Raw genomic sequence first — 23,168 nt, 5'->3', positions numbered from 1 at the left:
ATACATTTATCAAGGGTGATTATATGTTAAAAATTAAAAGAGTCTATGATGATGTGTCGAGCCAGGATGGTAAACGTGTGTTAGTGGATAGAGTATGGCCAAGAGGAATTAAAAAAGAAGACCTGAAGCATGACGAATGGTATAAAGAACTCGCACCATCCACTGATTTAAGAAAATGGTTTGATCATGATGAGGATAAGTGGGATGAGTTTAAGAAAAAATACAAAGAAGAATTAAAAGATCAGAAAGATCTAATAAAAGAATTAAGAAAAGATTCAGATGGTCATAATGTCACATTACTCTATGCTGCAAAAGATACGGAGCATAACCAAGCTGTCGTTTTAAAAGAAGTTATAGAAAAATAGAGTGGCAAAAGCCCTCAACTTATATAAATAGTCCGAAAATCTTTGCTTCAAGATTTTCGGGCTGTTTTAAGTTATTTCACAAATCAAGATTAATAAAATTCTTATTAAATCTGGATTTTACCTCTAAATCCACGTGCACCATAATAAGAGTCTGCACCATTATGGTAAAGGAATACCTTGTTATAGCGTTTATCACAAAAATAAGCGCCACCTAGGTCACGAACTTCAGCTGGTGTTAAGACCCAGCTAGAACTTTTTAGATCAAAGTCTCCAACAGTACTGAGCTGTCTAAATTCATCTTCTGATAACATTTGTATTCCAATTTCTTCAGCAAGGTCGATAGCTGAATTGTCGGGCTTATGCTTTTTTCGTGCATTTAATGCTTGGCGATCATAACACACGCTACGTCTACCTTTTGGACTTTCTTTAGAGCAGTCGACAAAATGTAGTTTGTCATTGAGAATGATTACATCAGGCTCACCCTCAGTCACTTCCATATTGTAAACGGTAGTGAGGAGATGATCGTTTAAGCGTTCTTCTACATCCTTCCATGTATAACCTTCGTGTCTGTCTTCATGGCTGTTAAAGCGAGACTTAAGAGTGGCAATTAATTCTTCTTTTTCCTCAACTGTAAGCTCATTTTTTAATGTCATAGCTCTACCTCGTTTCTCAAATTATTTCTACAAAATTATTTTACCATGATAAAATGTATAGACAAACAAATTAAGTAGGTTGATTGAGATGCTTATTACAAGCTCAGGAAGATTTAATCAGGAAAATATAAGTGTAATAAAAGATATTGCTAGGCGTTATAACCTGGATTATATAGAACGTAAAAAGCAGTCTATAAGCCATTTGATGGAGCGTTATAATGACGATATATTAGTAGTTGGCAATGATTTATCAATCCACTTAAAAGATGAAAAAGAGGTCATTAAATATCATCCAAATATCGCTATGGTTAGAGCAAAGCGGGTGATCAATCAACAAAGTGATGCTTTTTTAGAAGCCTGCCAACTTAAAGCGAGAATGTCTTTTTTGGATTGTACAGCAGGACTTGGTGCAGATAGTTTAATTGCTAGTATTGTTCTTGGATCATCTGGAACAATTACTGCACTTGAGAACAACTTCAAACTATACTTATTATTGCAGGAAGGACTACAAAATTATCAATCACATAATGATAAGATAAATGAAGCAATGAGAAGGGTTGAGGTTGTTCATACTGACCATACAGCATACTTAAAGAAGTTAGAGGATAACAGTGTTGATGTCGTCTATTTCGATCCGATGTTTACTATGGAATTAGAAGAATCGATTGGGATTCGCCCAATAAAGAGTATAGCTAAAACAGGACTAAACGATGAGGCGATAATCGAAGCTAAAAGAGTGGCTAGAAAGAAAGTCGTTTTAAAGGATGATTTTAGAAGTCAAAGATTCTCCTACTTTGGTTTTAGACAAATTATTAGGAAGTCGAGTAAGTTTCATTTTGGTGTAATAGATATTGACTTATAAATTTATATCTTTTAAGATAGAATTAATCAGATATGAGGTGTTCTAGGGTTCCGTTAAATTATTTAAGTCTGGACCGAGAGAACACGCCAGTCTATGACTGGTACACGGAGGGATAAAAGCCTGGGAGAATAACGTGAAGTTATTCTTCCGGCTTTTTTGTTTTTTAAATCTGAATAAAAAATATAAAGGAGTAGTTTTATGTGGGCTTTAGTAGTGATTGCTGCCTTATTTGAAATTGGTTGGGCAACTGGGCTGAAATATGCCACAACATGGTTTGAATGGGGTCTTACAGTGATTGGAGTTGTGGGAAGTTTTTCTCTCTTAGTTTATGTTTCGACTAAACTTCCAGCAAGTACAGTTTATGCAGTCTTTGTTGGGCTTGGTGCAGTAGGAACAGTGTTTGTAGATTTCTTTTTCTTTGATGGTGATTTAAGCATTGGTATGGTGTTCTTTATCATCTTATTGCTCTTTGGAGTACTCGGTTTGAAAACTGTCACGGATCATGAGGAGGACGTTAAATGAGTTGGCTTGTCTTAATATGTGCAGGATTTTTTGAAGTTGCTGGAGTACTCGGAATGACTTGGATTGGTCAAAAGAAAAGATTACAGGGATGGCTCACTTTATGTATTGGCTTCCCAATTAGTTTAGGCCTGTTAAGCTACGCTATGGAAACTATTCCTTTAGGCGTTGCTTATGCAGTATGGACAGGGATTGGAACTGTGGGGAGTGCACTTTTAGGCATCATCGTCTACAAAGAATCAGCAAGTTATAAGCGTGTCATGTATTTATCTATGATTGTCATTGCTGTCATTGGCTTAAGATTAATCACTTCCTAAGTTTCACATGAAACAATAATGGCACCATGAGATAGAAAATCTCATGGTGCCATTTTTATTAGTCCTGTTTAAAGACAGCTGTACTGTGTTTAGGTTGAATACGTGATTTAGAATCGTAGGATGATTTTGCATATGAGATAGCAACAGGTGCCTCACCAAAGCCAGTAGCAATTAATTTCACTTTACCTTCGAAAGTAGTGACGTCTCCAGCAGCAAAAATACCAGCAATGTTTGTTTCCATATGTGCATCGACTTCGATAGAGTTTTTATCTAGTTTTAGTCCCCATTCTTTCAGTGGTCCTAAAGAAGAAATATTACCGAAGTTCACGATGAGTTGATCAGCTTTAATGACTTCTTCATCATCACCTTTTTTAGAAGATAAAACTAATTCTTCAATCTGCCCTGCTTCTCCTCTAATTTCTGTAACGTTTAGAGAAGTTTTAACATTGACACTTGAGTTCTTAACCTTTTGCACTGTATTTTCATGTGCTGTGAAGCGTTCACGTCTGTGAACAAGTGTCACTGATTTAGCAAGATCTTCTAACATCAATGCCCAATCAAGTGCAGAGTCTCCACCGCCGAGAACGACAACATCCTTGTCTCGGAATTTAGCAAGATCACGAACAGCGTATTGTAAAGAAGCGCCTTCGAATTCAGCTTCATTATCTAGACCAAGTTTTCTCGGTTGAAAAGCTCCAACTCCAGCTGTGATTAAAATCGTTCTGGTTAAGTACTCGCCTTGGTCAGTCGTTAAGACAAAATGATCGTCTTCTTTTCTATATGATTGAACAGTTTCACCTAGATGGAACTCAGGATCTGCATATTGTGCTTGTTCAACTAAGTTATCTACTAAGTCTTTAGCTAATATTTTTGGAAATCCACCGACATCATAGATATATTTGTCCGGGTAAAGTTCTGTTAATTGTCCACCTAATTCAGGTAGGCTATCAATGAGGCGAACAGACATTTGTCTCATACCAGCGTAAAAGGTAGAGAATAAACCTGTTGGTCCGCCACCAATTATTGTTATATCTGTAATTTCGTCTGTCATTTTATTAAACCCTCCATTAGTCTGTGAAAAATGTCTTATATTTTCATCTTCTTAATTATTGCATAAGGATGGTTGAAAATAAAAGTCATATACTGCGATATAAGTGGTTTTAGACGCTAATTCAGACTTTAGAACTAGATGAAGTGCGTCTTGGATCTTTCCAAAAGACAACTGTAATAATAAACCCAATGACTAAGACAAAGGCACTGAAATAATATGGTAAATCTAAGTTAATGTCGAATAAAATCCCACCAATAATCGGGCCAAAAACATTGGCTAAGGATGTAAAGAAGGAGTTCATACCACCAGCTAAGCCTTGGTTATCTCCAGCAATGTATGACAAGAAGGTCGTTGCTGCTGGACGAATCAAATCAAAACCGACAAAGATAATGAAGGCAATGGCCATGACCGCCCAATATGATTCCATGAAGGTAATGATAAAAACAAGAACGGCTGAATAAATAATCGAAATCCTAATTAGAGCAATTTCGCCAAGTTTTCTTATTAAAGGTTCAAAGAAAACGACCTGGGCAATCGCCCCAATAATTGCCCCACCTGTAATTGCAATGGCAATATCAAAAGGGGTGAATCCAAGTTTTCTATCAAAGTATAGACTGAAGAAAGATTCAAACGCTGACATACCAAAGGTCGAGACAAAAATTACTAAGAAAGCAATAAAGAATATCGGAGTCAGTATGGTTTTAAAATTACTTGGGCTAACTTCAGTTTTATCTGCAGCAATTTCAGTTTTTCTCTTGGGTTCTGTTAGTAAGAATATAGCTAAAACAGCTGAAATAATACCGAGAAAGGCTGCTACAAAGAACGGTAAGCGTGTGCCGAACTCAGCTAAGATCCCACCAACTCCAGGGCCTATTACAAAGCCGAAGTTTAAAGCAGCGGTCATATAACCTAGTGAGCGTGCACGATTTTTTTCAGTTGTTAAGTCGACGATAAACGCAGTCACTGCTGGCATGATAAAAGCTCCAGCTAGGCCCCCGAGTATACGTGAAAGAAACAGAACTTCAATGGTATTACCTAGACCAAATAGAAGCTCAGAAAAAGCGAAGATAATCATCCCAATAACAATGATTATCTTACGGCCGAACTTATCTGCAGCTCGTCCAGTAAAAGGTGAAAAGATAAGTTGAGTCATAGCAAATGCAGCTGTTAAGTAGCCGACACCTGAACCAGAAATATCGAGTTCATTCATGATAGATGGCATAACAGGTATGACTAAGCTAATTCCTAGAAAGACTAAAAAGATACTGTTATATAGTAAGTAGAGTTGATATTTTTGCTTCATAGTTAGGACACCTTTGTACCTTATAAAATATGGTAAAATATTGATACGTACATTTTACATGTGAAAAATATAATTGCCTAGCATAACAAACTGAATTGAGGTGAAAAAATGAGTGAACATCATTCCCATCACCATGACCATACTCATGGGGCGAATAAAAAAGCTTTAACAGTAAGTTTAATTTTAATTGGGATATTTATGCTTGTTGAGGTTATTGGGGGAGTACTTACCAATAGTTTGGCTTTACTGAGTGATGCAGGACACATGCTCAGTGACGCCATATCCTTACTGGTTGCACTCATGGCTTTTAAAATAGGTGAAAGAACAGCGGATACTGAGAGAACTTTTGGTTATAAAAGATTTGAAATTTTAGCAGCAATGTTCAACGGAGCAACGCTGATTGTGATTGCCATAGCAATATTCATCGGTGCGATCGGACGTTTTATTAATCCGCCGGAGATTGCATCGACTGGTATGTTGGTGATTGCAGTTATAGGTTTGTTAGTTAATCTTATCGTTGCAAAAATTCTCACTTCTGGGGACACACATGATAACTTAAATATGCGAGGTGCTTTCTTGCATGTCTTAGGAGATTTGTTTGGGTCAGTCGCGGCAATAGTTGCAGCACTCTCGATTATGTTCTTTGGTTGGGGTTTTATGGACCCACTAGCTAGTGTGATTGTTGCTATTTTAATTACAGTCAGTGGTTGGAGAGTCCTTAGACAATCATTACACGTATTAATGGAGGGGGTACCAGAAGGTATCAGTCTCGATAAACTGACCAAGGTAATGAATGAAGTTGAGGGTGTTGAAGGAGTCCATCACGTTCATGTCTGGACAATTACTAGTGGCTTTAATGCCATGAGTGGACATATTGTTGTTAATGGTCAGTTAAATGTTCATGAAACACAAAAGATTATTCAAGCAGTAGAAAGCAAGATGAAAGAAATAGATATCAATCACGTCACACTTCAAGTTGAATGTAAACACAACCGACATAGTGGGCATATTCTATGTGATGATATAGCAGAAGTTTCTGAAACAACTTAATTTACTATGATAAAAGGGGATGTTGTTTTGAATTATTTAGAAATAGATACACCTGCCTTAGTTATTGATGAAGTGGTTTTAGATCAGAACATTGAACATATGGCGACTTTTGCTAAACGACAAGGGGTTGATTTACGACCGCATACTAAAACTCATAAAATGCCAAAACTTGCAGAGAAGCAAGTGCAGAGTGGTGCTAAAGGTATAACGGTAGCCAAAGTCGGTGAAGCGGAAATCATGGCAGTTTATGGGCAAAAGGATATTTTTATCGCTAACCAAATCGTTGGTAAACAGAAATTAGAACGTATTAAAAAATTAGCTGAAAAAATAAACATTTCTTTTGGTATTGATTGTATTGAACATGTAGATGAGATCGAGGAAGTATTTGAAGGTGCGAATAAGAAGGCTAGAGTTTTAATAGAAATAGAAGTGGGGGAAGAGCGCTCAGGAGTAATAGAGGAATTAGATTTTAAGAGACTGCTTGAACACATTAAAACGTGTCATAATGTAGAATTAGTCGGCATATTTTCTCATGACGGACATTCTTATAAGGCTGTTGACAAGGCTGATTGTTACGATATTTTCACAACAGCAACAACGCGTACACTCTACTTTAGTGATCTTGCTCGTGATATGGGCTTTGAAATCCAAATAGTGTCAATTGGCTCGACACCACCAATGATGTTTGGTTTTGATATACCAGAAGGTGTAACTGAAATTAGACCAGGCACTTATATACTGATGGATTGTTCACAATCAAACGCCATTGGCACATACGAGCATTCGGCAGCATCTGTCTTAACAACTGTAATTTCTAAACCGACGAATGAAAGAGTAATCACTGATGTGGGTGCAAAAGGACTCACCAAACAGACCAGAAACAAAGGGATCACCAAAACTGAAGGTCTAGGAAGAATTAAGGAATTTGAAAATGTCTTTGTGGATGATGTCTTCGATGAACACGCCATTATTTACAATAGAGAATTTAGGCAAAATGTTTCAATTGGAGACAAGGTAAGAATTATACCGAATCATATTTGTCCGGTATCCAATCTTTATCATAAAGCTTATCTACTTAGAGATGATGAAGTAGTAGAGACAATAGATATTGCCGCACAAGGTAAATTACAGTAAAGAAAAAAGGAATCTCCATTAAGGAGATTCCTTTATTTTTTAGACACCACGAGGTCTATCTTCATCAGCATAGGCTTCGAGTTCTTCTTGATATTCTTCATGTGAAATTTCTTTATAAGTGCGCATACGCTCTTTACTTGGTGTAATTGATAGACCAAGATATTTACGTTCATTGTTAGCATCTTTGTAAAAGGCGATCATCATCATGATCAGGACAAAACTAAATGGTAAAGCAGAAATAATTGCTGCAGATTGCAATGCGTTTAGTCCTGTCTCACCACCAGCTGCAAGTAAGGTAAATGCAATAGCAGATAGTGATAGACCCCAGATAACTTTTGTTCTTCCTGATGGGTTTAAGCTACCATGAGAGGTTTGCATACCAAGAACAAAGGTCGCAGAGTCAGCAGATGTAATAAAGAATATTGATACTAGTAAGATCGCTACAATTGACAGAATGGTACCTAACGGTAAGGTAGAAAATACTTCAAACAGTTGGACTTCTGTCGCCATTTCAAAGACTTTAGGATTTTTAAGTCCGGCATCTATACCTGTTACACCAAAGACACTGAACCAAACTATTCCAATCACTGTTGGTACTAATAATACAGCGATAATGAACTCTCTGATTGTACGTCCTTTAGATACACGGGCAATAAATATACCAACAAATGGACTCCAGCTCATCCACCAACCCCAATAATAAATAGTCCAAGAGCTTAACCATTCAGACTTTTGAGGATTAAGTGGTGCGACATCGAAACTGTTGAAAACGATAGAACTTAAGTAGCCACCAGTACTACTTGTCATAATATTTAAGATCATCATAGTTGGACCAACAATTAAAATAATAGCGAATAAGATTCCAGCTAAAATCATGTTGGTGTTACTTAAATATTGAATCCCTTTACTCAGGCCACTCCATGCACTATATAAGAATAGAACTGTGACAACAGCGATAATCACAGCTTGACTCAATAAGCCAACTGGGACTCCAAAGAGATAGTTTAGACCACCATTGATTTGTATTGCTCCAATACCTAGAGAAACAGCAACCCCAATAACAGTTGCGAATACTGCTAAAACGTCAACAACAACACCTAACCAACCATCAACACGGTCGCCAAAGAGTGGACGTAAAGTTTTAGAAAGTAGTCCAACTTCACCTTTTCTAAAGCTTGCATAGGATAAGCAAAGACCAACAATACCGTATATAGCCCAAGCATGAATTCCGTAGTGAAGGAAGGTAGAGTGCATTGATTCTTCTAGCGCCTGAATCGTTTCAGGTTCTGCTGTAGGTGGTGCTAAATAGTGAGAAATAGGTTCCCCTGCTCCGTAGAACACTAAACCAATCCCCATACCTGCAGAGAAAAGCATAGCAATCCAAGAGACTGTTCTAAACTCTGGTTCATCATCTGGTTTACCTAGCTTCAATTTACCGATAGGACTAAAGATAAGGAAAATAGAAAACAGAACAATTATAGTTACTAAAATCATGTAATACCAACCAAAGTAATCTGTTACCCAGTTAGATAAAGTACCAGTAACGTCACCAAATTGATTCGGGAATATAGCCCCAACGATTACAAGTAGGCCTATAATGATACCGGCATATAAGAATACGTAAGAAATTTTTTGTGGTTTTTCAGTTTCTGGCAAGTCTTTTGCCATTACATCACTCCTAGTTCATTCATATTTTTGACACAACGATTGATACTAACACTAGCTGGAATTAATATCAAGGTGTTATTTTACACTAGCGCCTCTATCACATTAATATTCAATAGCCTTTAATTCCTTCATGTAAACACAAAAAACGGCTAAAAGTTTTATTTTTAGCCGTTTTGTTTAAATTATTGCTTTGTTAATCGTTTTGCAGTTTCAAGTAAGGTTAAAACAGCAGGTTCCATGCTGTCTTCGTTAACATCAAAGCGTTCATTATGATGACCAGCTGCAAGATCTGTACCAAAGATAGTATAGGTTGCTAGTCCCCCCTTGTCTTGAACACGGTTGATAAAGAAGGTTGCATCCTCACTACCACTTGGCTTAGCTTCTTCTAAGGTAGTTTCCAAATTGTTGTTTTTTGCTGCATCAATGACGATTTGTGCAAGTTCAGTATTTCCTTTTGCACTCTTACCTGCACCGACAACATCAATTGTATAATCAACTTGGAACATTTGAGCTGCACCCTTGATGATGGATTCAGCGTAGTTCTGCATGTAGTCATTAATTTCAGAAGTTGTACCCCTAATTTCAGCTTTTAAAGTCGCAAAGTCTGCTATAGCATTACGTGAACTACCAGCATGTAACTCTCCGACATTGACACGAGTTGCACCACCTGAATGTCGAGGTATTGCATTTAAGTTAATCACAGCATTAGCTGCAGCTAACATAGCGTTTTTTCCTTCTTCAGGATTACCACCCGCATGGGATGAGCGCCCTTTAAAAGTAATATCTAATTTTGAAGTTGCCAAAAAGCCATTGTTAGAACCAAGTACATGATTCATCGGAATACCAGTACCTATGTGTGATGCGACGAAGTAATCTACATCGTCAACGACGCCTGCTTCTGTCATAGAACGTGCACCACGAGTGCCTTCTTCTGCAGGTTGAAAAATGATTTTTACCTTACCGTTTAATTCATTGATTTGTTCCGATAAGAGTTTTGCGAGCCCCAAGCCGATTGCAGTATGGACATCATGGCCACAGGCATGCATTTCCGTATTTTTAGAGCGGAATCCTTCTTTAACTGGAAAATGATCATTATCTTCCGCTTCAAAAATCGGTAGTGCATCCATATCAACTCTAAATGCTACAGTCGGACCCGTTTTTTTACTATCAATAGTAGCAACAATACCAGTATAGCCGTCTTTAACTTGCTCTAGGTATTTATCGATTGCACCGTGAGCTTTTGCCCATTCGTAATGCTGTTGTGTAGCTTCCTCACTTGGTTTCCCCATAGTAAAATCAGGGTTCATTACTTCCTTACCTATTTTGAAGTCAATTCCAAATGATTCTAAGGTGTTCGCAACAATCGATGCGGTACGCATTTCTAAAAATCCTAATTCAGGATATTGATGGAAATCTCTACGCCATTCTATTAACTGTTTTTTTAAAGTCATTTATGACACTCCTATTCTTATTGAACGCGATCTTCTAAGAATACTGATACACCAGGACCTAAAGGCATTCCAGTGAAGTAGAATATTGCTAATAAAATAATCCATGCAATCAAGAATACAAGAGAATATGGAATCATAAGAGACATATAAGTACCGATATTCGCATTCTTATCATAGCGCTGCATGAAGGCTAAGATAATCACCATATAAGGGAAGAGCGGAGTTACAATGTTGATTGATGAATCGGCGATACGATAGGCAGCTTGTGTAAAGGCTGGATCATAGCCGAGTTGCATAAACATTGGAACAAATATAGGTGCTTCAATCGCCCATTTGGCAGAACCAGATGTAATTAGGAAGTTAAGTAATGCTGTAAAGATAACATAACCTATGATTAACCCAATTCCTGTAAATTCGACACTTTCTAAGAATTCTGCTCCATTTACTGCTAACCAAGTTCCGAGGTTTGACCAGTTAAAGTAAGCGATAAACTGCGCAATTGCGAATACGAGAACAATATAACCGGCCATGTCTTTAATGGACTCAGTCATATATTTAGTCGCATCTTTGGTAGATTTAATCTTGCCAGTTACAATACCAAATGCGATACCAATAAGCATAAAGAATATTAAAATAATAGGTACGATACCATCAATGAACGGAGAAGGTATAATACCGCCTTCTTCATTTGTCAGTGGGCTGTTTGGTAGGAAGATTACTACGATGATAACTCCCCAGTAAACCGCACCTATAATGACAGCAGCGATAAGACCTTTTTTAGCGTTAGGTAGTTCTTCTTCATTATCATCTTCGACACTTTCACCTTCATATTTACCAAGACGAGGCTCAACAAAGCGTGAAGTTAAGAGACCACCGACAATCGTCAGCATAAAGGTTGAAATAATATTAAAGTACCAGTTATCAACTGGAGTGATTGTGATAGTATCATCGATTAAACGAGCTGCTTCTGTCGAGATACCAGCTAAGAGTACATCAGTACCAGCGATGAAAAGGTTAGCTGTAAATCCAGCACCAGCACCAGCGAAACCTGCTGCTAAACCAGCGAGAGGGTGTCTACCTAATTTGTAGAAGACCAAAGCGCCTAGTGGTGGAATGATAACTGCAGCAGCATCAGAAGCTAAGTTACCCATAATACCTACAAATACTACTGTATATGTAACTAAGGCAGGTGGTGATTTTAAGATTGTTTTACGAATCGCATAATCTAAAAGCCCAACTTTTTCTGCAAGACCAATACCAAGCATCATCGCTAGTACAAGGCCGAGTGGTGCGAAACCAGTGAAGTTCTCTAACATGGAAGTTAAGATAAACTGTAAACCAGCTCCAGAAAGTAAGTTGTTAATCGGTAATTCTTCTCCGTTACCCGGGTGAATTACGGACGCATCGAACATGCTAAAAATCCAAGAGATAATAATAACTAAGAATGCAAGTCCTAAAAATAGTGCAAAAGGATCAGGTAGCTTATTACCAAGACGTTCAACGACGTCTAGAAATTTCTGGAATAACCCCTTTTTCTCTTTCATTGAAAACCCTCCCATATTTTGTGAAATTAATACTGCTGAAGACGAAGCTTTCAAGCAGTTATTAAAAGTTTATATAATTCTTTTAAGAAAGTCCATCTAATGTTGACTAAAACAGTTATTGATATACTTATTATTGTATATCTAATATAATAATTAATGATTAGATGAACGGAGGGATGTTTATGAAAATTGCCTATATCGTCGATAGTACAGCTAGCCTGTCAGACGACTTAAGAAACCATTCAGATGTATATCAGGTGCACTTATCTGTTACTTTTAGTGATGGGTCTATTTTTAAAGATACGACTGATGAAGATCAATTAAAATCATTTTACCGTCGTTTGGCAAATGAAAAAGAAATTCCAAAATCGTCCCAACCTCAAATTGGAGAATATTATGATGTTTTGGATGAAATTATAAACAAAGGTTATGACACTGTCATTGCTATTCATATAGGTAGTAAAATTAGTGGGACTTATCAGAGTGCTAAGATGGTGTTGGAAGAATATGCTGAGGAAGGCAAAATATCTTACCATTTAATAGACTCAGAAGGCACCTCTTTTATTATCGAACATCTACTATCAGAAACGATTAAATTGATAGAAAGTGGCGAGGATGTCGAAACGACAGTTGCGGAGATTAGAGACTTAGTTAAAGATACTAAAATTTATCTTGCTGTCGATGACTTAAATTACCTAGTTAAAGGTGGTCGTCTTGGAGCGGGTAGTGCCTTTATAGGTAGCTTATTTAAAATTAAGCCGATTGTTCACTTCACTGATGGCGGGCAAGTTAAGCCTTTTGATAAGGTAAGGACTAATAGTAGAGTGATTAAACTTTGGGAAAACCTAATAGAAGAAGCAATGGAGCGATTTAATGGAAAAATTAAAATTGCGATTGCACATGGGGACATTGCTGAAGAAGCTGAACAGTTGAAACAACGATTTGAAAATCTATATCCTGGCATTAGTTGTAGGGTAGGCTATTTAACACCTGCACTTGGTGTGCATGGAGGAATAGGAAGTAAGGGACTCGGAATCTTCCGCAGTATAGATAAGAAATAACTTTTAAGAGCTCCTTTATAGGAGCTCTTTTTATTTTATCAAAAGGGTGATGAATGCATGGTTAAAAAGAAATTGATGAAAGACTTTTTTAATGAGGATCTAGCTGAACATTATGTTGTGAATATTAAAGAAGTATATCCTGATTTTGATGGAAAAAATTTCGTGGAAGAATTTACTGAGGATATAGATAGTAAGAGAATGTCTGAAAGAATAGAAAAGTTAAGTACATTATTAAGGAAGTACTTACCACAAGATTATATAAGAGCAAGTCAGATCATTATCGATGTCTTGGGTGAAGAAAATGATATCTTTTACTTTCCTTTTGAAAAGATGTACTACTATAGAGCTTTAGCAAAATTTGTAGAAATGTATGGCTTAGAAGATTTTGATCAGTCTATTAAAGTTATTGAGGAGATTACTAAGAGAGATACAGCTGAGTTTGCAATTAGACCTTTTATCAAAGAAGACTACGACCGTGTGGAAGTTGTTTTTGAAAAATGGAAAAATAGCGATAATGCGCATTTAAGACGTTTAGTAACCGAAGGACCACGACCAAGACTACCATGGGCTAAACATATCTCTTATTTAAGAGAGGACATCAATGAAAACTTTAACTTACTTAAACCTTTTCTAAATGATCCATCACGTTATGTTGAGAAATCAGTCGCTAATCATTTGAATGATCTAAGCCGCTACGAAGCTGATCAAGTAGTTGCTTTTTTAGAAAGTCATTTTGAAGCGTCATCACCTTTTGTAATAAAACGCGCCCTTAGAACTTTGAAAAAACAAGAACACCAAGGTGCACTCGATTTATTAAGCCAATTAAAATAAGTGATTCATTTTTTAATCATCGTTTAAGAATCAGTTAAGCATATCTTAGCCTCTGATGCTTATCATATAGTTAGAAAGTTCAAGAGAGAACAAAAAATTTGGAGGATGATTGATGATGAAATTAACAAAGAATTTATTCATTGGCGGTGCCTTAGTATCAGCATTAGCATTAGGAGCAACGACAGCTCATGCAGATGATATGGAGTGGAATGGAGAAGAGAACTTAAGTAGTGAAGCACAAGAAGCGGTGGACAAAGCTAAACAAGAATTTGATGGTAAAGTCACTGAAGTAGAATATGAAGAAGATGACGGTCAGAGATATTATGATATTCAGCTAGAAAAAGATGATGAAGATTTCGATATCAAAATCAACGCTGATGATTTAAGTGTTATGGAAAAAGATTCTGATTTAGATGATGACAGAGATGATGATTCGGACGATGATAGAGATGACGACAGAGACGATGACGATGATAAAGAGAAAAGTAGCAACGAATCTAAAAAAGCAGAAAAAGTAGAAAGTCCAGAAAATGCAGTTAAACTAAATAAAGCTTTCGATAAACAAACAACTAAAGCAATTGATAAAGCAAAAGAGAACTTCGATGGAATTTTAGAGAGTGTATCTTATGAAAAAGATGATGGTGAGGCATACTATCAAGTAAATCTTGAAAATAAAGATGAAGAATACGAAGTGAAATTCAATGCTAAAGACCTTAAAGTAATTGAAGAAGAAACTGATGACGATAGCGATGATGATTTCAAACGCCTTGAAAAAGCACAAGATGTAAAAGTAATGTCATTCAAAGAAGCAAAAGAACTTGCTGAAAAAGAAGCTGAAGGTAAGGTTGATGAGTGGGATTACGATGTGGACGACTTCGACTATGATTTTGAAATAGATGATAAAGAAGTTACTATTAACGCTAAGACAGGCGAAATTGTCGAGATCGAAGACTAAGTAGTCTAGCGCCCCTAAGGGCGCTTTTTTAATATACAGCATGCTATAATCAACTTAATTAGTCAGTGTCTTAGGGGGATTTTATGGAAAAGATTTTAATAGTAGAAGACGATGAGAAAATAGCACGTGTCATACAGTTGGAATTAGACTTTGAAGGCTATCAAACAGAAGTAGCATACACAGGAAAAGAAGCTTTGGAGCAATTTGAAAATGGATCATTTGATCTAATTCTTTTAGATGTGATGATTCCTGAACTCAGTGGTCTAGAAGTTTTAAGGAGAATTCGCCTTCAAGATGAACAAATTAAGGTCATCATGTTAACCGCGAGAGATGCCGTTATGGATAAAGTGAGCGGTCTAGACTCAGGGGCTAATGACTATATGACTAAACCTTATGAGTTGGAAGAGTTACTAGCGAGAATACGTGCACACTTAAAAGCCCGTTCATTTAGTAAAAGTAAAAATGAAATAATAAAGCACAGACACCTAGAGATTAACCCACTAGCTCGTGAAGTAAAGAGTCACGGTGAAATCATCTACTTAACACAAAAAGAATATGATGTACTTCTTTATCTCATCAACCATAAGAACCAAGCTTTATCTCGCGAACAAATCATTGAATCAGTTTGGGGATATGACTACTTTGGAGATACAAATACTGTAGATGTTTACGTTAGGTATATTAGAAAAAAACTAGATTCTGAAAAGCCATCTTTGATCTCTGCTGTCAGAGGTATCGGCTACATGATAAAGGACTAACTAATGAAATTAGGTACAAAAATACAACTTTATACAACTGTGATGATTGCGATAGTCGTGATATTAATAAATCTGCTGATATATTTTTCATATAAACATTACTCTTTGGAAGCGGAAATGAATCAATTAGAAAGCAGATCTATAAATATCATTACTGAAATTCAAACTGCAAATGAAAATGGCATAAGTGGCGAAACAGTATTACAGTATTTTTCTTTGTCTGATGGTTATATCGCTTTGAAAGATGAAAATGAAAATTATTTGGTTAGAATTGCGACAAATCAGTCATTTCTAGAGTTAGAAGAGCCGTATAACACTAAGCAATATACTGACGTTACAAGCCTTGGTGAGCAAAGCTTTGTCTTCAGTTCACAACCAGTTATTTGGATGGATGGAGCAGTTCATAGCCTGCAAATCTTTGAGAATATAGATTTTCTTTATGAGACCTACAATATTTTAAAATGGATCCTAATTATATCTACTATAATTATTGTAGCTATAGTATTTATTTTAAATAGAGTGATTACGAATTCAATCATAGGACCTATTAAGGCACTTATTCAGAGAATGAATGACAAAGAAGGTGTCAGAAACTACACTTTAATTTCCAGTCATGAATCCGATACTGAAGAACTTAAATTACTGACAGACTCATATAACGATATGATGTTAACTTTAAAGGCACACGATGAAAACCAACAAGCCTTTATTATGAATGCTTCACATGAATTGAAAACGCCTCTAACAGTGATTACGTCCTATGCCAAAATGTTAGATAGATTTGGACGCACTAGAGCGGACTTACTGGATGAAGGGATTTCTGCAATTTCTGAAGAGAGTCTACGCATGAAGTATTTAACAGAACAATTTTTAAGTTTCACTGAAGTCACACAAAATAAAGAAGAATCAAAGGAATATGTCGCTTTGATTCCTCTCGTAGAAAACGTGACTCACCGCTTATCTAAGGTTTTTAAGAGAGAAATAAACTTAAAGACAGATGATACGCACCCTCATGTTTTTGCTCACCCTCAATCATTAGAACAACTGCTAAGAATCTTTTTAGATAATGCATATAAATATAGTGAAGAGGATATAGATGTATCGATTACTACAGGAAAAGATAGAATTACACTTGATATTAAAGATTATGGAATAGGCATTCCAGAAGAAGAATTATCACAAATCTTTAATCGTTTTTATCGGGTGGATAAGGCAAGAACGAGAAAAACAGGTGGTTCTGGTTTGGGGCTATCAATCGCTAAAACAATCGCTGATCAGAATGACATAAAGCTTGTTGTTGATAGTAAATTAAATCAAGGTTCTACTTTTTCACTAATCTTTAAAAAGGAGGCTGACAATGACTAAGCGAACAAAAATATTGTTGACTATATTAATCATCTTGCTCGGTGGCGTTGTTCTGGCATACCTCTTTTTTAATCAATCGGATTTAATCAGTGAAGAAGAAGCCAAAGGTATTGTAACTGAGCGTTATGGAGGCACTGTAGAATCTGTAAGTTTAGATAACGATAAGCGTTATTTTAATATCAATTTAAATAATGCAGGTGTCTTACATGAAGTGAAAATCGACCGTGAAGATTCAAGTGTAGAAGCGATTGAGAACGTCAGCGATACGACGAAGCAAAAAGAGAATGTAACAGAGGACTCACAAGAGTCAGAGGAAACAAGTGAATCCGAAGAAAAAAATACAGAACAAGCGTCAAAACAACCAGAAGAAAAGGATAAGGAAAAAGCTTCAAAACCTAAACCAATCACCTTAGAAGAAGCTAAAAAGATTGCTTTTGATGAAGTTGGGGGAGAAAATGTCTACTCAACTTGGTATGAAGAAGGAGAAGCGCGAGAGTATTACATTTTACAACTAGTTGATGGAGATGACGAGGGTGCACTTATCTCAGTTAACGGCCTGACTGGACAGATTTATAAAGTAGTTTGGTTGGAAATTGATGACGATGATTATGGTGATATAGAGCAGCTTATTTACGAAGTCAATGAATACTCTAATATGTCACCGCAGCGTTATATAGAGTATGATGAAGACTATCTCGATGATTACGAAGAAAATGAAGAAGAGGAAGATGGAGATAACGAGTAAAGTTGACATAACCCTTTAGTCATTGTATAATTTTATAGATTTCTTAGTCATGAGGAGAATAATATGGACAGGATTGAAGAGAGCCTTAAAGCTTTCGTAGGAATAAAAAGAACTAATGATCTGTTAGAGAAAAGTGTCAAAAAAGATGTAAGAAGTTATGGCTTAAATATTAGTGAGTTCGCTGTTTTAGAACTTTTATATAATAAAGGGCCACAACCTATTAATAGAATACAAGAACGTATACTCATTGCGAATTCAAGTACGACTTACGTCTTGGATAAGCTTCAAAAAAAAGAATATATCGTCAGACAAAAAGATGAAAATGATAAGCGCAGTATGATTGTGCTCGTAACTGACAAAGGGGAAGAGCTGATTAAGGAAATTTTCCCGACTCATTCAGCTTTGTTATCAAGTCTTTTTGACGACTTAAGCGATGAAGAACTTGAACTCTTTAGAGACATGCTCAAAAGAATTAGTGCAGCAGCTCGTGTTAAGTGAGAGGAAGCCCAAAGGATTATAATCCTTTGGGCTTTTTTTCTTACTTGATATGTTTAAGCTTTGGGCAAACTCTTGTTTTAATGTGATAAACTATTCTATAGTAATAAGTAAATATAATTGAAAGAAAGTGTTAACATGCTAGAAAAATTACAAAGAGATGACTTCGATATTTTCTACAAGTTACTTGCTGAGTCGTTCCCACCTTCTGAAATTAGAAGTTATGAAGGACAAAAGAATCTGTTAGAGCTAGATGAATACGAAATTTATGTTCTAAAAAAAGATGATGAATTGCTAGCTTTCTTTGCAGAATGGGCGAATGAAGATTTTCGTTTTGTTGAACATTTAGCAGTTAATCCGTCCTATAGATCTCAAGGCTTAGGTTCTAAGACACTAAAAGCCTATCATGAACAGGATGACAGACCTGTTATCTTAGAAGTGGAAACACCTAAAGATGAAGTATCTAAGAAACGCATCAAATTTTACGAGAAAAATGGTTATTACTTAACGAACTTCCAATATATGCAACCTATTATAAACAAAGGATATGACACAGTAGAACTCGTACTCATGACTTATCCTGAACTGCTAGACAGTGAGACTTTGAAACAAGTCAAAGCTTGGCTAGATAAAACAGTTTATATGCATTTGTAGTGGGTGATACATATGAGAGCTGATTATATTGAACAAGGAACGAAACGATACTTACAGACTGTTTTAGCTTTTTTTGCAGCGGGCTTTAACACTTTTGCAATCCTCTATGTTGTGCAACCAATCTTACCTGATTTGACGAGTTATTATGATGTTACTCCTACAACAGCTAGTCTTGCACTATCTGTGACAACTTTTGCCTTAGCAATCAGTATGCTCTTTTTTGGCTCCATATCAGAAGCAATCGGTCGTAAAAACATAATGGTTTTTTCTATGTTCACAGCCTCTATCTTATGTATCTTAACGGCTTTTAGCCCAAGTTTCTCGAGTTTAATTACAATGAGAACTATTCAAGGGGTGGCCTTAGCTGGCTTACCATCAATCGCTATGGCTTATCTCGGTGAGGAAATTCATCCAAAGAGTCTAGCGAGTGCAATGGGACTTTACATAAGTGGAAATGCGCTAGGCGCTGTTTTTGGACGTGTCTTTTCTGGTTTAGCTGCAGGTTATTGGAATTGGCAAGTTGGCCTTATAGGGGTCGGTATTGTCAGCTTAGTCGCGACAGTTATCTTTTGGTATGCTTTATCACCGTCCAAGCATTTTGTGAAAAAGGATCTAAATGTTTTATCTCTTTTTAAATCTTTAACAGAACATATGAAAAACCCATTACTTGTTATTCTTTTTATAATGGGATTCTTACTCTTAGGCACCAATGTGTCACTGTATAATTATGTCTCATTTGTGTTGATTGAAGATTTTAATGTTGACCAAAGACTAGTCAGTTGGATCTATTTAATCTTTCTAGTCGGAGTATTAAGTTCTATGATTTCAGGACGTTTAGTGTATCGCTTTGGTAAAATAGCGATGCTCTATGTTGGAATCATCATGGGAATTACAGGACTGTTTATAGTCTTATTGCCATCTGTTTGGATGGTAGTACTAGGCTTAATCTGTTTTACTTTCGGCTTCTTTATCGCCCACTCTCTAACGAGCGGTTGGGTGAGTAATATTGCACATAATAACAAAGCACAAGCATCTTCACTATACTTGTTCTTTTACTATACTGGTTCGAGTGTTGGTGGTACCTTGGCCGGATTTTTCTGGATGAAATTTGGCTGGGGTGGGGTATCATTTATGAATATTTTCTTCTTAGTATCATGCTTAATATTATTCATGACTTTTTTATACTTACTAAAAAGAAGAATATGGCATTTCAAATTATAAAAAAGAGCGTTTGGACATTATTCAAACGCTCTTTTATGGTTGAAGACTAGGCGTAATAACCTTTAATTGATTTAACTTCTAAGAACTCTTCTATACCATAGTCTCCCCATTCACGACCGATTCCTGATTGTTTATAACCGCCGAATGGAAGATCGTTAGTGCCTTGTTCTTCGTTAATTGCGATAGTACCCGCTTCAATAGAACGTGCAACTTGTTTGAGTTGTTCTTTATCTTTACCGACAACATAACCAGCAAGACCATAGACTGTGTCATTGGCTATCTCAATTGCTTGGTCTAAATCATCATAAGCAAGGACACTCATAACAGGACCAAAGATTTCTTCTTGAGCAATGACCATGTCGTTATTTACTCCAGTAAAGATGGTTGGTTTAACGAAATATCCAGTGGATAAATTGTCTGGTTTACCAGAACCACCGTAATGAAGTGTTGCACCTTCTTCTTGACCTTTTTTAATATAACTTTGAACTCTATCGAATTGTTTTTTACTGATTAATGGACCCATCTCAGTATCTTCAGCTCGTGGATCTCCTACTTTAACTTCTGACATTACGGCCGTTGCTTTTTCTACAAAATCATCGACCTTATCTTTTGGTACGAGTGTACGAGTTGCGGCTGTACACACTTGGCCAGTATTTCTTACGACTCTACCGACTGCAATTCTTGCTGCTTCGTCTAAGTCAGCATCATCTAGGACAATGAGTGGAGACTTACCGCCGAGCTCCAAGGCAACTTTCTTAAAGTCTTGAGCAGCTTTTTCCATGATGCTGCGACCAGTAGGTCCTGAACCAGTAAATGACATCATTCGTACGTCAGGGTGTTCACTTAGGGGTACACCGACACCTTCACCGTCACCATTGACTAGGTTGAAGACACCTTTAGGTACGCCTGCTGCTTGGAAAATTTCAGCAAGTATGCAAGCAGTAATCGGGGTCTCTTCACTTGGTTTTAAGACAACTGTTGAACCTGCAGCGAAAGCAGCTGCAAGTTTTAGAGCAGTCTGATTAGTTGGGAAGTTCCAAGGTGTAATTAAACCTGCAACACCAATACTTTCTTTCATTACAAGTGAATCTCCACGACGTTCTTCAAATTGGAAATCTTTTAAAACTTCAGCTGTTGTTCTAAAATGATTAAGTCCTGCACTATAGTGTCCATTTTCAGACATATCTATAGGTGAACCGAGTTCGTTTGTAATTGTATAGACAATGTCATCTTTACGTTTTTCATATTCATCTGCAATGCGTTCTAAAAGAGCAACTCTTTCTTTGACATCAGTATTTCTAAAGGATAAATATGCTTTTTTCGCAGCTGCAACTGCCTTATCTACATCAGCTTTATTACCAGCAGCAACCGTTTGAAACACTTCTTCAGTTGCGGGATTAATGACATCAATTGTGTCAGCTGATTCACTATCTACCCATTCACCGTCTATAAATTGTTTAGTGTATTTAACCAATGATAACCCTCCAATTTTTTCATACTAATATATAACCGTTATTAAAAATGCTTAAACAAAAAAGCAGTCCAAGTAGCACTTGGACTGACGATTATTTACGGAAAGTTTCAAATAGGCTCGCTGCAGAAAGACCTAGAAGTTTTAAAGCTTTTTTACTACCTTCAAAACCATGACCAGCTCTAAAGTGTTTAAATACAGCAACGCTCATAACAGCACTGATCATCAAAGCTCCAATACGAGTGAAAGTTTTACCTAAAAATGATAGGAATAAGAAAATTGAACCGACAGATTCTAAGTAACCTGCGATTTTCATTTGATCACTATTGACGTTGAACTCAGTTTCAAATTCCTCACCCATATTACCATCTGCTTTAAGTTTGTTAAGCCCGCCTTCAATGATTTGTGACCCGACATAAAGGTTTACTAAATACTTAATCATTGTACCCCTCCTAGATTTTGACTAATTTTATCTTGTCACAATTTTAACATAATACTAAGTAAAGGTTCATGTTAAATGAATTGACTTAAAATTTTTCTTATGATAACTTTATTTCATTGTGATTTGTGAAAGGCTTTTCATAAATTATTCCATAATATATATAAATATGTGGGGGGTTTTGACAATTGATGAGCTTATAGGAATTGGCTTGCTATTAGTTATCTTGATATTTTTTACACTGTTTACGCATTTTGCACCTTATGGATCAAAAGTAATGGGTGCATTTGCAGGTGCAGCAATTGCAACTTACTTAGTTGAAGCCTTGAACTCATTTGTTATTGGTGATTTATTTAATCTTAGCTTCTTCCAAGAAGCAGGAACAGTTGCCGGTGGCTTAGACGGTGCAATTGTCGTCATGCTAGTTAGTTTAGCCATGAAAGTCAATCCAGTAAACGCTGCAATAATGGCAGCGGGATTTGGAGACATGGGCCTAATACCAGGTCTATTCGCAGCTTACATAGTATCATTCGGAGTGCTTTGGCTCCAGAGAGTGATTCCTAAGGGCTTAGATTTTATCATAGTTATTTTAGTGGCCATGCCTTTGATTAGGGTATTAGGATTATTGATTACACCTTTGGTTGATAATTCTCTATTAGAGATTGGAAAGATAATCCAAACAGCAACGGATACGAGTCCAATCCTAATGGGATTAATGCTTGGTGGTATCGTCACTGTAGTTGGAATTTCTCCATTAAGTTCTATGGCTTTAACTGCCTTGCTTGGTTTAACAGGTGTACCGATGGCAGTGGCTGCTCTATCTGCATTCGCATCTTCACCAGCAAATGCTTGGTTGTTCTACAAACTTAAAATTGGTGATTTAAAATCGATTATCTCTGTATCAATAGAGCCTCTATCTAAAGCAGACTTAATCACCGCAAATCCCATACCGATGTATGTGACCAATTTCGTAGGTGGTGCGGCATCAGGAATGATTATCGCATCTTCAGGAATGATTAACGATGCACCAGGTACAGCTGCACCTGTACCTGGACTTCTAGTGATGTTTGGTTATAATCCCGCAACACAAGTGGTAATGTATGCTGTGATTTGTGCGATTGTTTCATTAGTAGTTGCTATGATAGGTAGCTATGTATTTAGAAATATAAAAATATACAATAGCGAAGTATTAAAAGATTAAACAAAAAATGAACGTCTGCCTTCAGGGCAGACGTTCATTTTTTCTCTAAAAAATT

General features: G+C 36.6%; 24 protein-coding genes and 1 riboswitch. Of the genes, 16 read left to right on the top strand and 8 right to left on the bottom strand.

The window, feature by feature from the left end:
• The first annotated feature begins 23 nt into the window (after positions 1-23).
• On the top strand, positions 24-365 hold the full coding sequence (locus JEOSCH030_RS00750; RefSeq protein WP_185124718.1) for a DUF488 domain-containing protein: 342 nt from the start codon (positions 24-26) through the stop codon (positions 363-365).
• 104 nt (positions 366-469) lie between these two features.
• Here the strand turns inward: JEOSCH030_RS00750 and JEOSCH030_RS00745 are convergent, their stop codons facing one another.
• Positions 470-1,018 (bottom strand): DUF4256 domain-containing protein, encoded by a 549-nt coding sequence (locus JEOSCH030_RS00745; protein WP_185124717.1) that lies wholly within the window; start codon positions 1,016-1,018, stop codon positions 470-472.
• Between the two features lie 88 nt (positions 1,019-1,106).
• Here JEOSCH030_RS00745 and JEOSCH030_RS00740 point away from each other — a divergent pair, with 88 nt between their 5' ends.
• The 3 genes from JEOSCH030_RS00740 (at position 1,107) to JEOSCH030_RS00730 (ending at position 2,716) form a co-directional block, all read left to right on the top strand.
• Positions 1,107-1,880: a class I SAM-dependent methyltransferase gene (locus tag JEOSCH030_RS00740; protein WP_185124716.1), complete on the top strand. Its 774-nt coding sequence runs from the start codon at positions 1,107-1,109 to the stop codon at positions 1,878-1,880.
• Positions 1,881-1,911: 31 nt separating this feature from the next.
• Positions 1,912-2,009: riboswitch (guanidine-I (ykkC/yxkD leader) on the top strand.
• Positions 2,010-2,078: 69 nt separating this feature from the next.
• Complete coding sequence (locus JEOSCH030_RS00735; RefSeq protein WP_185124715.1) at positions 2,079-2,402, top strand: DMT family transporter; 324 nt, start codon at positions 2,079-2,081, stop codon at positions 2,400-2,402.
• Positions 2,399-2,716: a DMT family transporter gene (locus JEOSCH030_RS00730; protein ID WP_185124714.1), complete on the top strand. Its 318-nt coding sequence runs from the start codon at positions 2,399-2,401 to the stop codon at positions 2,714-2,716. Before JEOSCH030_RS00735 ends, JEOSCH030_RS00730 begins: the two co-directional genes overlap by 4 nt.
• A gap of 58 nt (positions 2,717-2,774) precedes the next feature.
• Here the strand turns inward: JEOSCH030_RS00730 and JEOSCH030_RS00725 are convergent, their stop codons facing one another.
• Entirely contained in the window at positions 2,775-3,767 is a 993-nt protein-coding gene (locus JEOSCH030_RS00725; protein ID WP_185124713.1) for an NAD(P)/FAD-dependent oxidoreductase, read from the bottom strand.
• Positions 3,768-3,888: 121 nt separating this feature from the next.
• Positions 3,889-5,070 carry an MFS transporter gene (locus JEOSCH030_RS00720; protein WP_185124712.1) on the bottom strand — a complete coding sequence of 394 codons (1,182 nt, stop codon included), beginning with the start codon at positions 5,068-5,070 and terminating at the stop codon, positions 3,889-3,891.
• 108 nt (positions 5,071-5,178) lie between these two features.
• On the opposite strand from JEOSCH030_RS00720, the gene JEOSCH030_RS00715 reads away from it, so the two are divergent.
• Together JEOSCH030_RS00715 and JEOSCH030_RS00710 are read left to right on the top strand one after the other, a co-directional pair.
• Positions 5,179-6,120 carry a cation diffusion facilitator family transporter gene (locus JEOSCH030_RS00715; protein WP_185124711.1) on the top strand — a complete coding sequence of 314 codons (942 nt, stop codon included), beginning with the start codon at positions 5,179-5,181 and terminating at the stop codon, positions 6,118-6,120.
• Positions 6,121-6,147: 27 nt separating this feature from the next.
• Positions 6,148-7,254 (top strand): alanine racemase, encoded by a 1,107-nt coding sequence (locus tag JEOSCH030_RS00710; protein ID WP_185124710.1) that lies wholly within the window; start codon positions 6,148-6,150, stop codon positions 7,252-7,254.
• Between the two features lie 39 nt (positions 7,255-7,293).
• Here JEOSCH030_RS00710 and JEOSCH030_RS00705 read toward each other — a convergent pair whose 3' ends face one another.
• The 3 genes from JEOSCH030_RS00705 to JEOSCH030_RS00695 all read right to left on the bottom strand — a co-directional run bounded on the left by JEOSCH030_RS00705 (position 7,294) and on the right by JEOSCH030_RS00695 (position 11,917).
• Positions 7,294-8,922 (bottom strand): BCCT family transporter, encoded by a 1,629-nt coding sequence (locus JEOSCH030_RS00705; RefSeq protein ID WP_185124709.1) that lies wholly within the window; start codon positions 8,920-8,922, stop codon positions 7,294-7,296.
• A gap of 182 nt (positions 8,923-9,104) precedes the next feature.
• The gene (locus JEOSCH030_RS00700; protein WP_185124708.1) at positions 9,105-10,373 is read right to left on the bottom strand and encodes an amidohydrolase; all 1,269 of its coding nucleotides are present in this window, start codon (positions 10,371-10,373) and stop codon (positions 9,105-9,107) included.
• A gap of 17 nt (positions 10,374-10,390) precedes the next feature.
• Entirely contained in the window at positions 10,391-11,917 is a 1,527-nt protein-coding gene (locus JEOSCH030_RS00695; protein WP_185124707.1) for an AbgT family transporter, read from the bottom strand.
• A 182-nt stretch (positions 11,918-12,099) separates the two neighbouring features.
• Between JEOSCH030_RS00695 and JEOSCH030_RS00690 the strand changes: the two genes are divergently transcribed.
• The 9 genes from JEOSCH030_RS00690 (at position 12,100) to JEOSCH030_RS00650 (ending at position 20,002) form a co-directional block, all read left to right on the top strand.
• Positions 12,100-12,978 carry a DegV family protein gene (locus tag JEOSCH030_RS00690; RefSeq protein ID WP_185124706.1) on the top strand — a complete coding sequence of 293 codons (879 nt, stop codon included), beginning with the start codon at positions 12,100-12,102 and terminating at the stop codon, positions 12,976-12,978.
• A gap of 57 nt (positions 12,979-13,035) precedes the next feature.
• Complete coding sequence (locus JEOSCH030_RS00685) at positions 13,036-13,809, top strand: DNA alkylation repair protein (protein WP_183369267.1); 774 nt, start codon at positions 13,036-13,038, stop codon at positions 13,807-13,809.
• Positions 13,810-13,921: 112 nt separating this feature from the next.
• Entirely contained in the window at positions 13,922-14,764 is an 843-nt protein-coding gene (locus JEOSCH030_RS00680) for a PepSY domain-containing protein (RefSeq protein WP_183369265.1), read from the top strand.
• An 83-nt stretch (positions 14,765-14,847) separates the two neighbouring features.
• Positions 14,848-15,522, top strand: coding sequence for a response regulator transcription factor (locus JEOSCH030_RS00675; RefSeq protein WP_183369263.1), 675 nt, complete (start codon positions 14,848-14,850; stop codon positions 15,520-15,522).
• 117 nt (positions 15,523-15,639) lie between these two features.
• Entirely contained in the window at positions 15,640-16,887 is a 1,248-nt protein-coding gene (locus JEOSCH030_RS00670) for a sensor histidine kinase (protein WP_235962181.1), read from the top strand.
• Positions 16,880-17,632 (top strand): PepSY domain-containing protein, encoded by a 753-nt coding sequence (locus JEOSCH030_RS00665; protein WP_183369259.1) that lies wholly within the window; start codon positions 16,880-16,882, stop codon positions 17,630-17,632. Before JEOSCH030_RS00670 ends, JEOSCH030_RS00665 begins: the two co-directional genes overlap by 8 nt.
• A 63-nt stretch (positions 17,633-17,695) precedes the next feature.
• Positions 17,696-18,130 carry a MarR family winged helix-turn-helix transcriptional regulator gene (locus JEOSCH030_RS00660; protein ID WP_183369257.1) on the top strand — a complete coding sequence of 145 codons (435 nt, stop codon included), beginning with the start codon at positions 17,696-17,698 and terminating at the stop codon, positions 18,128-18,130.
• A gap of 135 nt (positions 18,131-18,265) precedes the next feature.
• Positions 18,266-18,781, top strand: a complete 516-nt coding sequence (locus JEOSCH030_RS00655; RefSeq protein ID WP_183369255.1) for a GNAT family N-acetyltransferase — start codon at positions 18,266-18,268, stop codon at positions 18,779-18,781.
• Positions 18,782-18,793: 12 nt separating this feature from the next.
• Positions 18,794-20,002 carry an MFS transporter gene (locus tag JEOSCH030_RS00650; protein WP_183369253.1) on the top strand — a complete coding sequence of 403 codons (1,209 nt, stop codon included), beginning with the start codon at positions 18,794-18,796 and terminating at the stop codon, positions 20,000-20,002.
• A gap of 46 nt (positions 20,003-20,048) precedes the next feature.
• Here the strand turns inward: JEOSCH030_RS00650 and JEOSCH030_RS00645 are convergent, their stop codons facing one another.
• Positions 20,049-21,476, bottom strand: coding sequence for an aldehyde dehydrogenase family protein (locus JEOSCH030_RS00645; protein ID WP_183369251.1), 1,428 nt, complete (start codon positions 21,474-21,476; stop codon positions 20,049-20,051).
• Between the two features lie 91 nt (positions 21,477-21,567).
• Entirely contained in the window at positions 21,568-21,915 is a 348-nt protein-coding gene (locus JEOSCH030_RS00640; protein WP_183369249.1) for a DoxX family membrane protein, read from the bottom strand.
• Between the two features lie 184 nt (positions 21,916-22,099).
• Here JEOSCH030_RS00640 and JEOSCH030_RS00635 point away from each other — a divergent pair, with 184 nt between their 5' ends.
• The gene (locus tag JEOSCH030_RS00635) at positions 22,100-23,113 is read left to right on the top strand and encodes a PTS sugar transporter subunit IIC (RefSeq protein ID WP_185125022.1); all 1,014 of its coding nucleotides are present in this window, start codon (positions 22,100-22,102) and stop codon (positions 23,111-23,113) included.
• Positions 23,114-23,168: the final 55 nt, after the last annotated feature.

The sequence above is a fragment of the Jeotgalicoccus meleagridis genome, from assembly GCF_903994045.1.
In the GTDB taxonomy this organism is placed as follows: domain Bacteria; phylum Bacillota; class Bacilli; order Staphylococcales; family Salinicoccaceae; genus Jeotgalicoccus; species Jeotgalicoccus meleagridis.
This window is presented reverse-complemented; position numbering and strand designations above follow the sequence as displayed.

Excerpts from the sequence above, each read along its gene's own strand:
- JEOSCH030_RS00750 (WP_185124718.1), top strand. The coding sequence starts at position 24 with ATGTTAAAAATTAAAAGAGTCTATGATGATGTGTCGAGCCAGGATGGT.
- JEOSCH030_RS00745 (WP_185124717.1), bottom strand. The coding sequence starts at position 1,018 with ATGACATTAAAAAATGAGCTTACAGTTGAGGAAAAAGAAGAATTAATT.
- JEOSCH030_RS00740 (WP_185124716.1), top strand. The coding sequence starts at position 1,107 with ATGCTTATTACAAGCTCAGGAAGATTTAATCAGGAAAATATAAGTGTA.
- JEOSCH030_RS00735 (WP_185124715.1), top strand. The coding sequence starts at position 2,079 with ATGTGGGCTTTAGTAGTGATTGCTGCCTTATTTGAAATTGGTTGGGCA.
- JEOSCH030_RS00730 (WP_185124714.1), top strand. The coding sequence starts at position 2,399 with ATGAGTTGGCTTGTCTTAATATGTGCAGGATTTTTTGAAGTTGCTGGA.
- JEOSCH030_RS00725 (WP_185124713.1), bottom strand. The coding sequence starts at position 3,767 with ATGACAGACGAAATTACAGATATAACAATAATTGGTGGCGGACCAACA.
- JEOSCH030_RS00720 (WP_185124712.1), bottom strand. The coding sequence starts at position 5,070 with ATGAAGCAAAAATATCAACTCTACTTACTATATAACAGTATCTTTTTA.
- JEOSCH030_RS00715 (WP_185124711.1), top strand. The coding sequence starts at position 5,179 with ATGAGTGAACATCATTCCCATCACCATGACCATACTCATGGGGCGAAT.
- JEOSCH030_RS00705 (WP_185124709.1), bottom strand. The coding sequence starts at position 8,922 with ATGGCAAAAGACTTGCCAGAAACTGAAAAACCACAAAAAATTTCTTAC.
- JEOSCH030_RS00700 (WP_185124708.1), bottom strand. The coding sequence starts at position 10,373 with ATGACTTTAAAAAAACAGTTAATAGAATGGCGTAGAGATTTCCATCAA.
- JEOSCH030_RS00695 (WP_185124707.1), bottom strand. The coding sequence starts at position 11,917 with ATGAAAGAGAAAAAGGGGTTATTCCAGAAATTTCTAGACGTCGTTGAA.
- JEOSCH030_RS00690 (WP_185124706.1), top strand. The coding sequence starts at position 12,100 with ATGAAAATTGCCTATATCGTCGATAGTACAGCTAGCCTGTCAGACGAC.
- JEOSCH030_RS00685 (WP_183369267.1), top strand. The coding sequence starts at position 13,036 with ATGGTTAAAAAGAAATTGATGAAAGACTTTTTTAATGAGGATCTAGCT.
- JEOSCH030_RS00680 (WP_183369265.1), top strand. The coding sequence starts at position 13,922 with ATGATGAAATTAACAAAGAATTTATTCATTGGCGGTGCCTTAGTATCA.
- JEOSCH030_RS00675 (WP_183369263.1), top strand. The coding sequence starts at position 14,848 with ATGGAAAAGATTTTAATAGTAGAAGACGATGAGAAAATAGCACGTGTC.
- JEOSCH030_RS00670 (WP_235962181.1), top strand. The coding sequence starts at position 15,640 with ATGAATCAATTAGAAAGCAGATCTATAAATATCATTACTGAAATTCAA.
- JEOSCH030_RS00665 (WP_183369259.1), top strand. The coding sequence starts at position 16,880 with ATGACTAAGCGAACAAAAATATTGTTGACTATATTAATCATCTTGCTC.
- JEOSCH030_RS00660 (WP_183369257.1), top strand. The coding sequence starts at position 17,696 with ATGGACAGGATTGAAGAGAGCCTTAAAGCTTTCGTAGGAATAAAAAGA.
- JEOSCH030_RS00655 (WP_183369255.1), top strand. The coding sequence starts at position 18,266 with ATGCTAGAAAAATTACAAAGAGATGACTTCGATATTTTCTACAAGTTA.
- JEOSCH030_RS00650 (WP_183369253.1), top strand. The coding sequence starts at position 18,794 with ATGAGAGCTGATTATATTGAACAAGGAACGAAACGATACTTACAGACT.
- JEOSCH030_RS00640 (WP_183369249.1), bottom strand. The coding sequence starts at position 21,915 with ATGATTAAGTATTTAGTAAACCTTTATGTCGGGTCACAAATCATTGAA.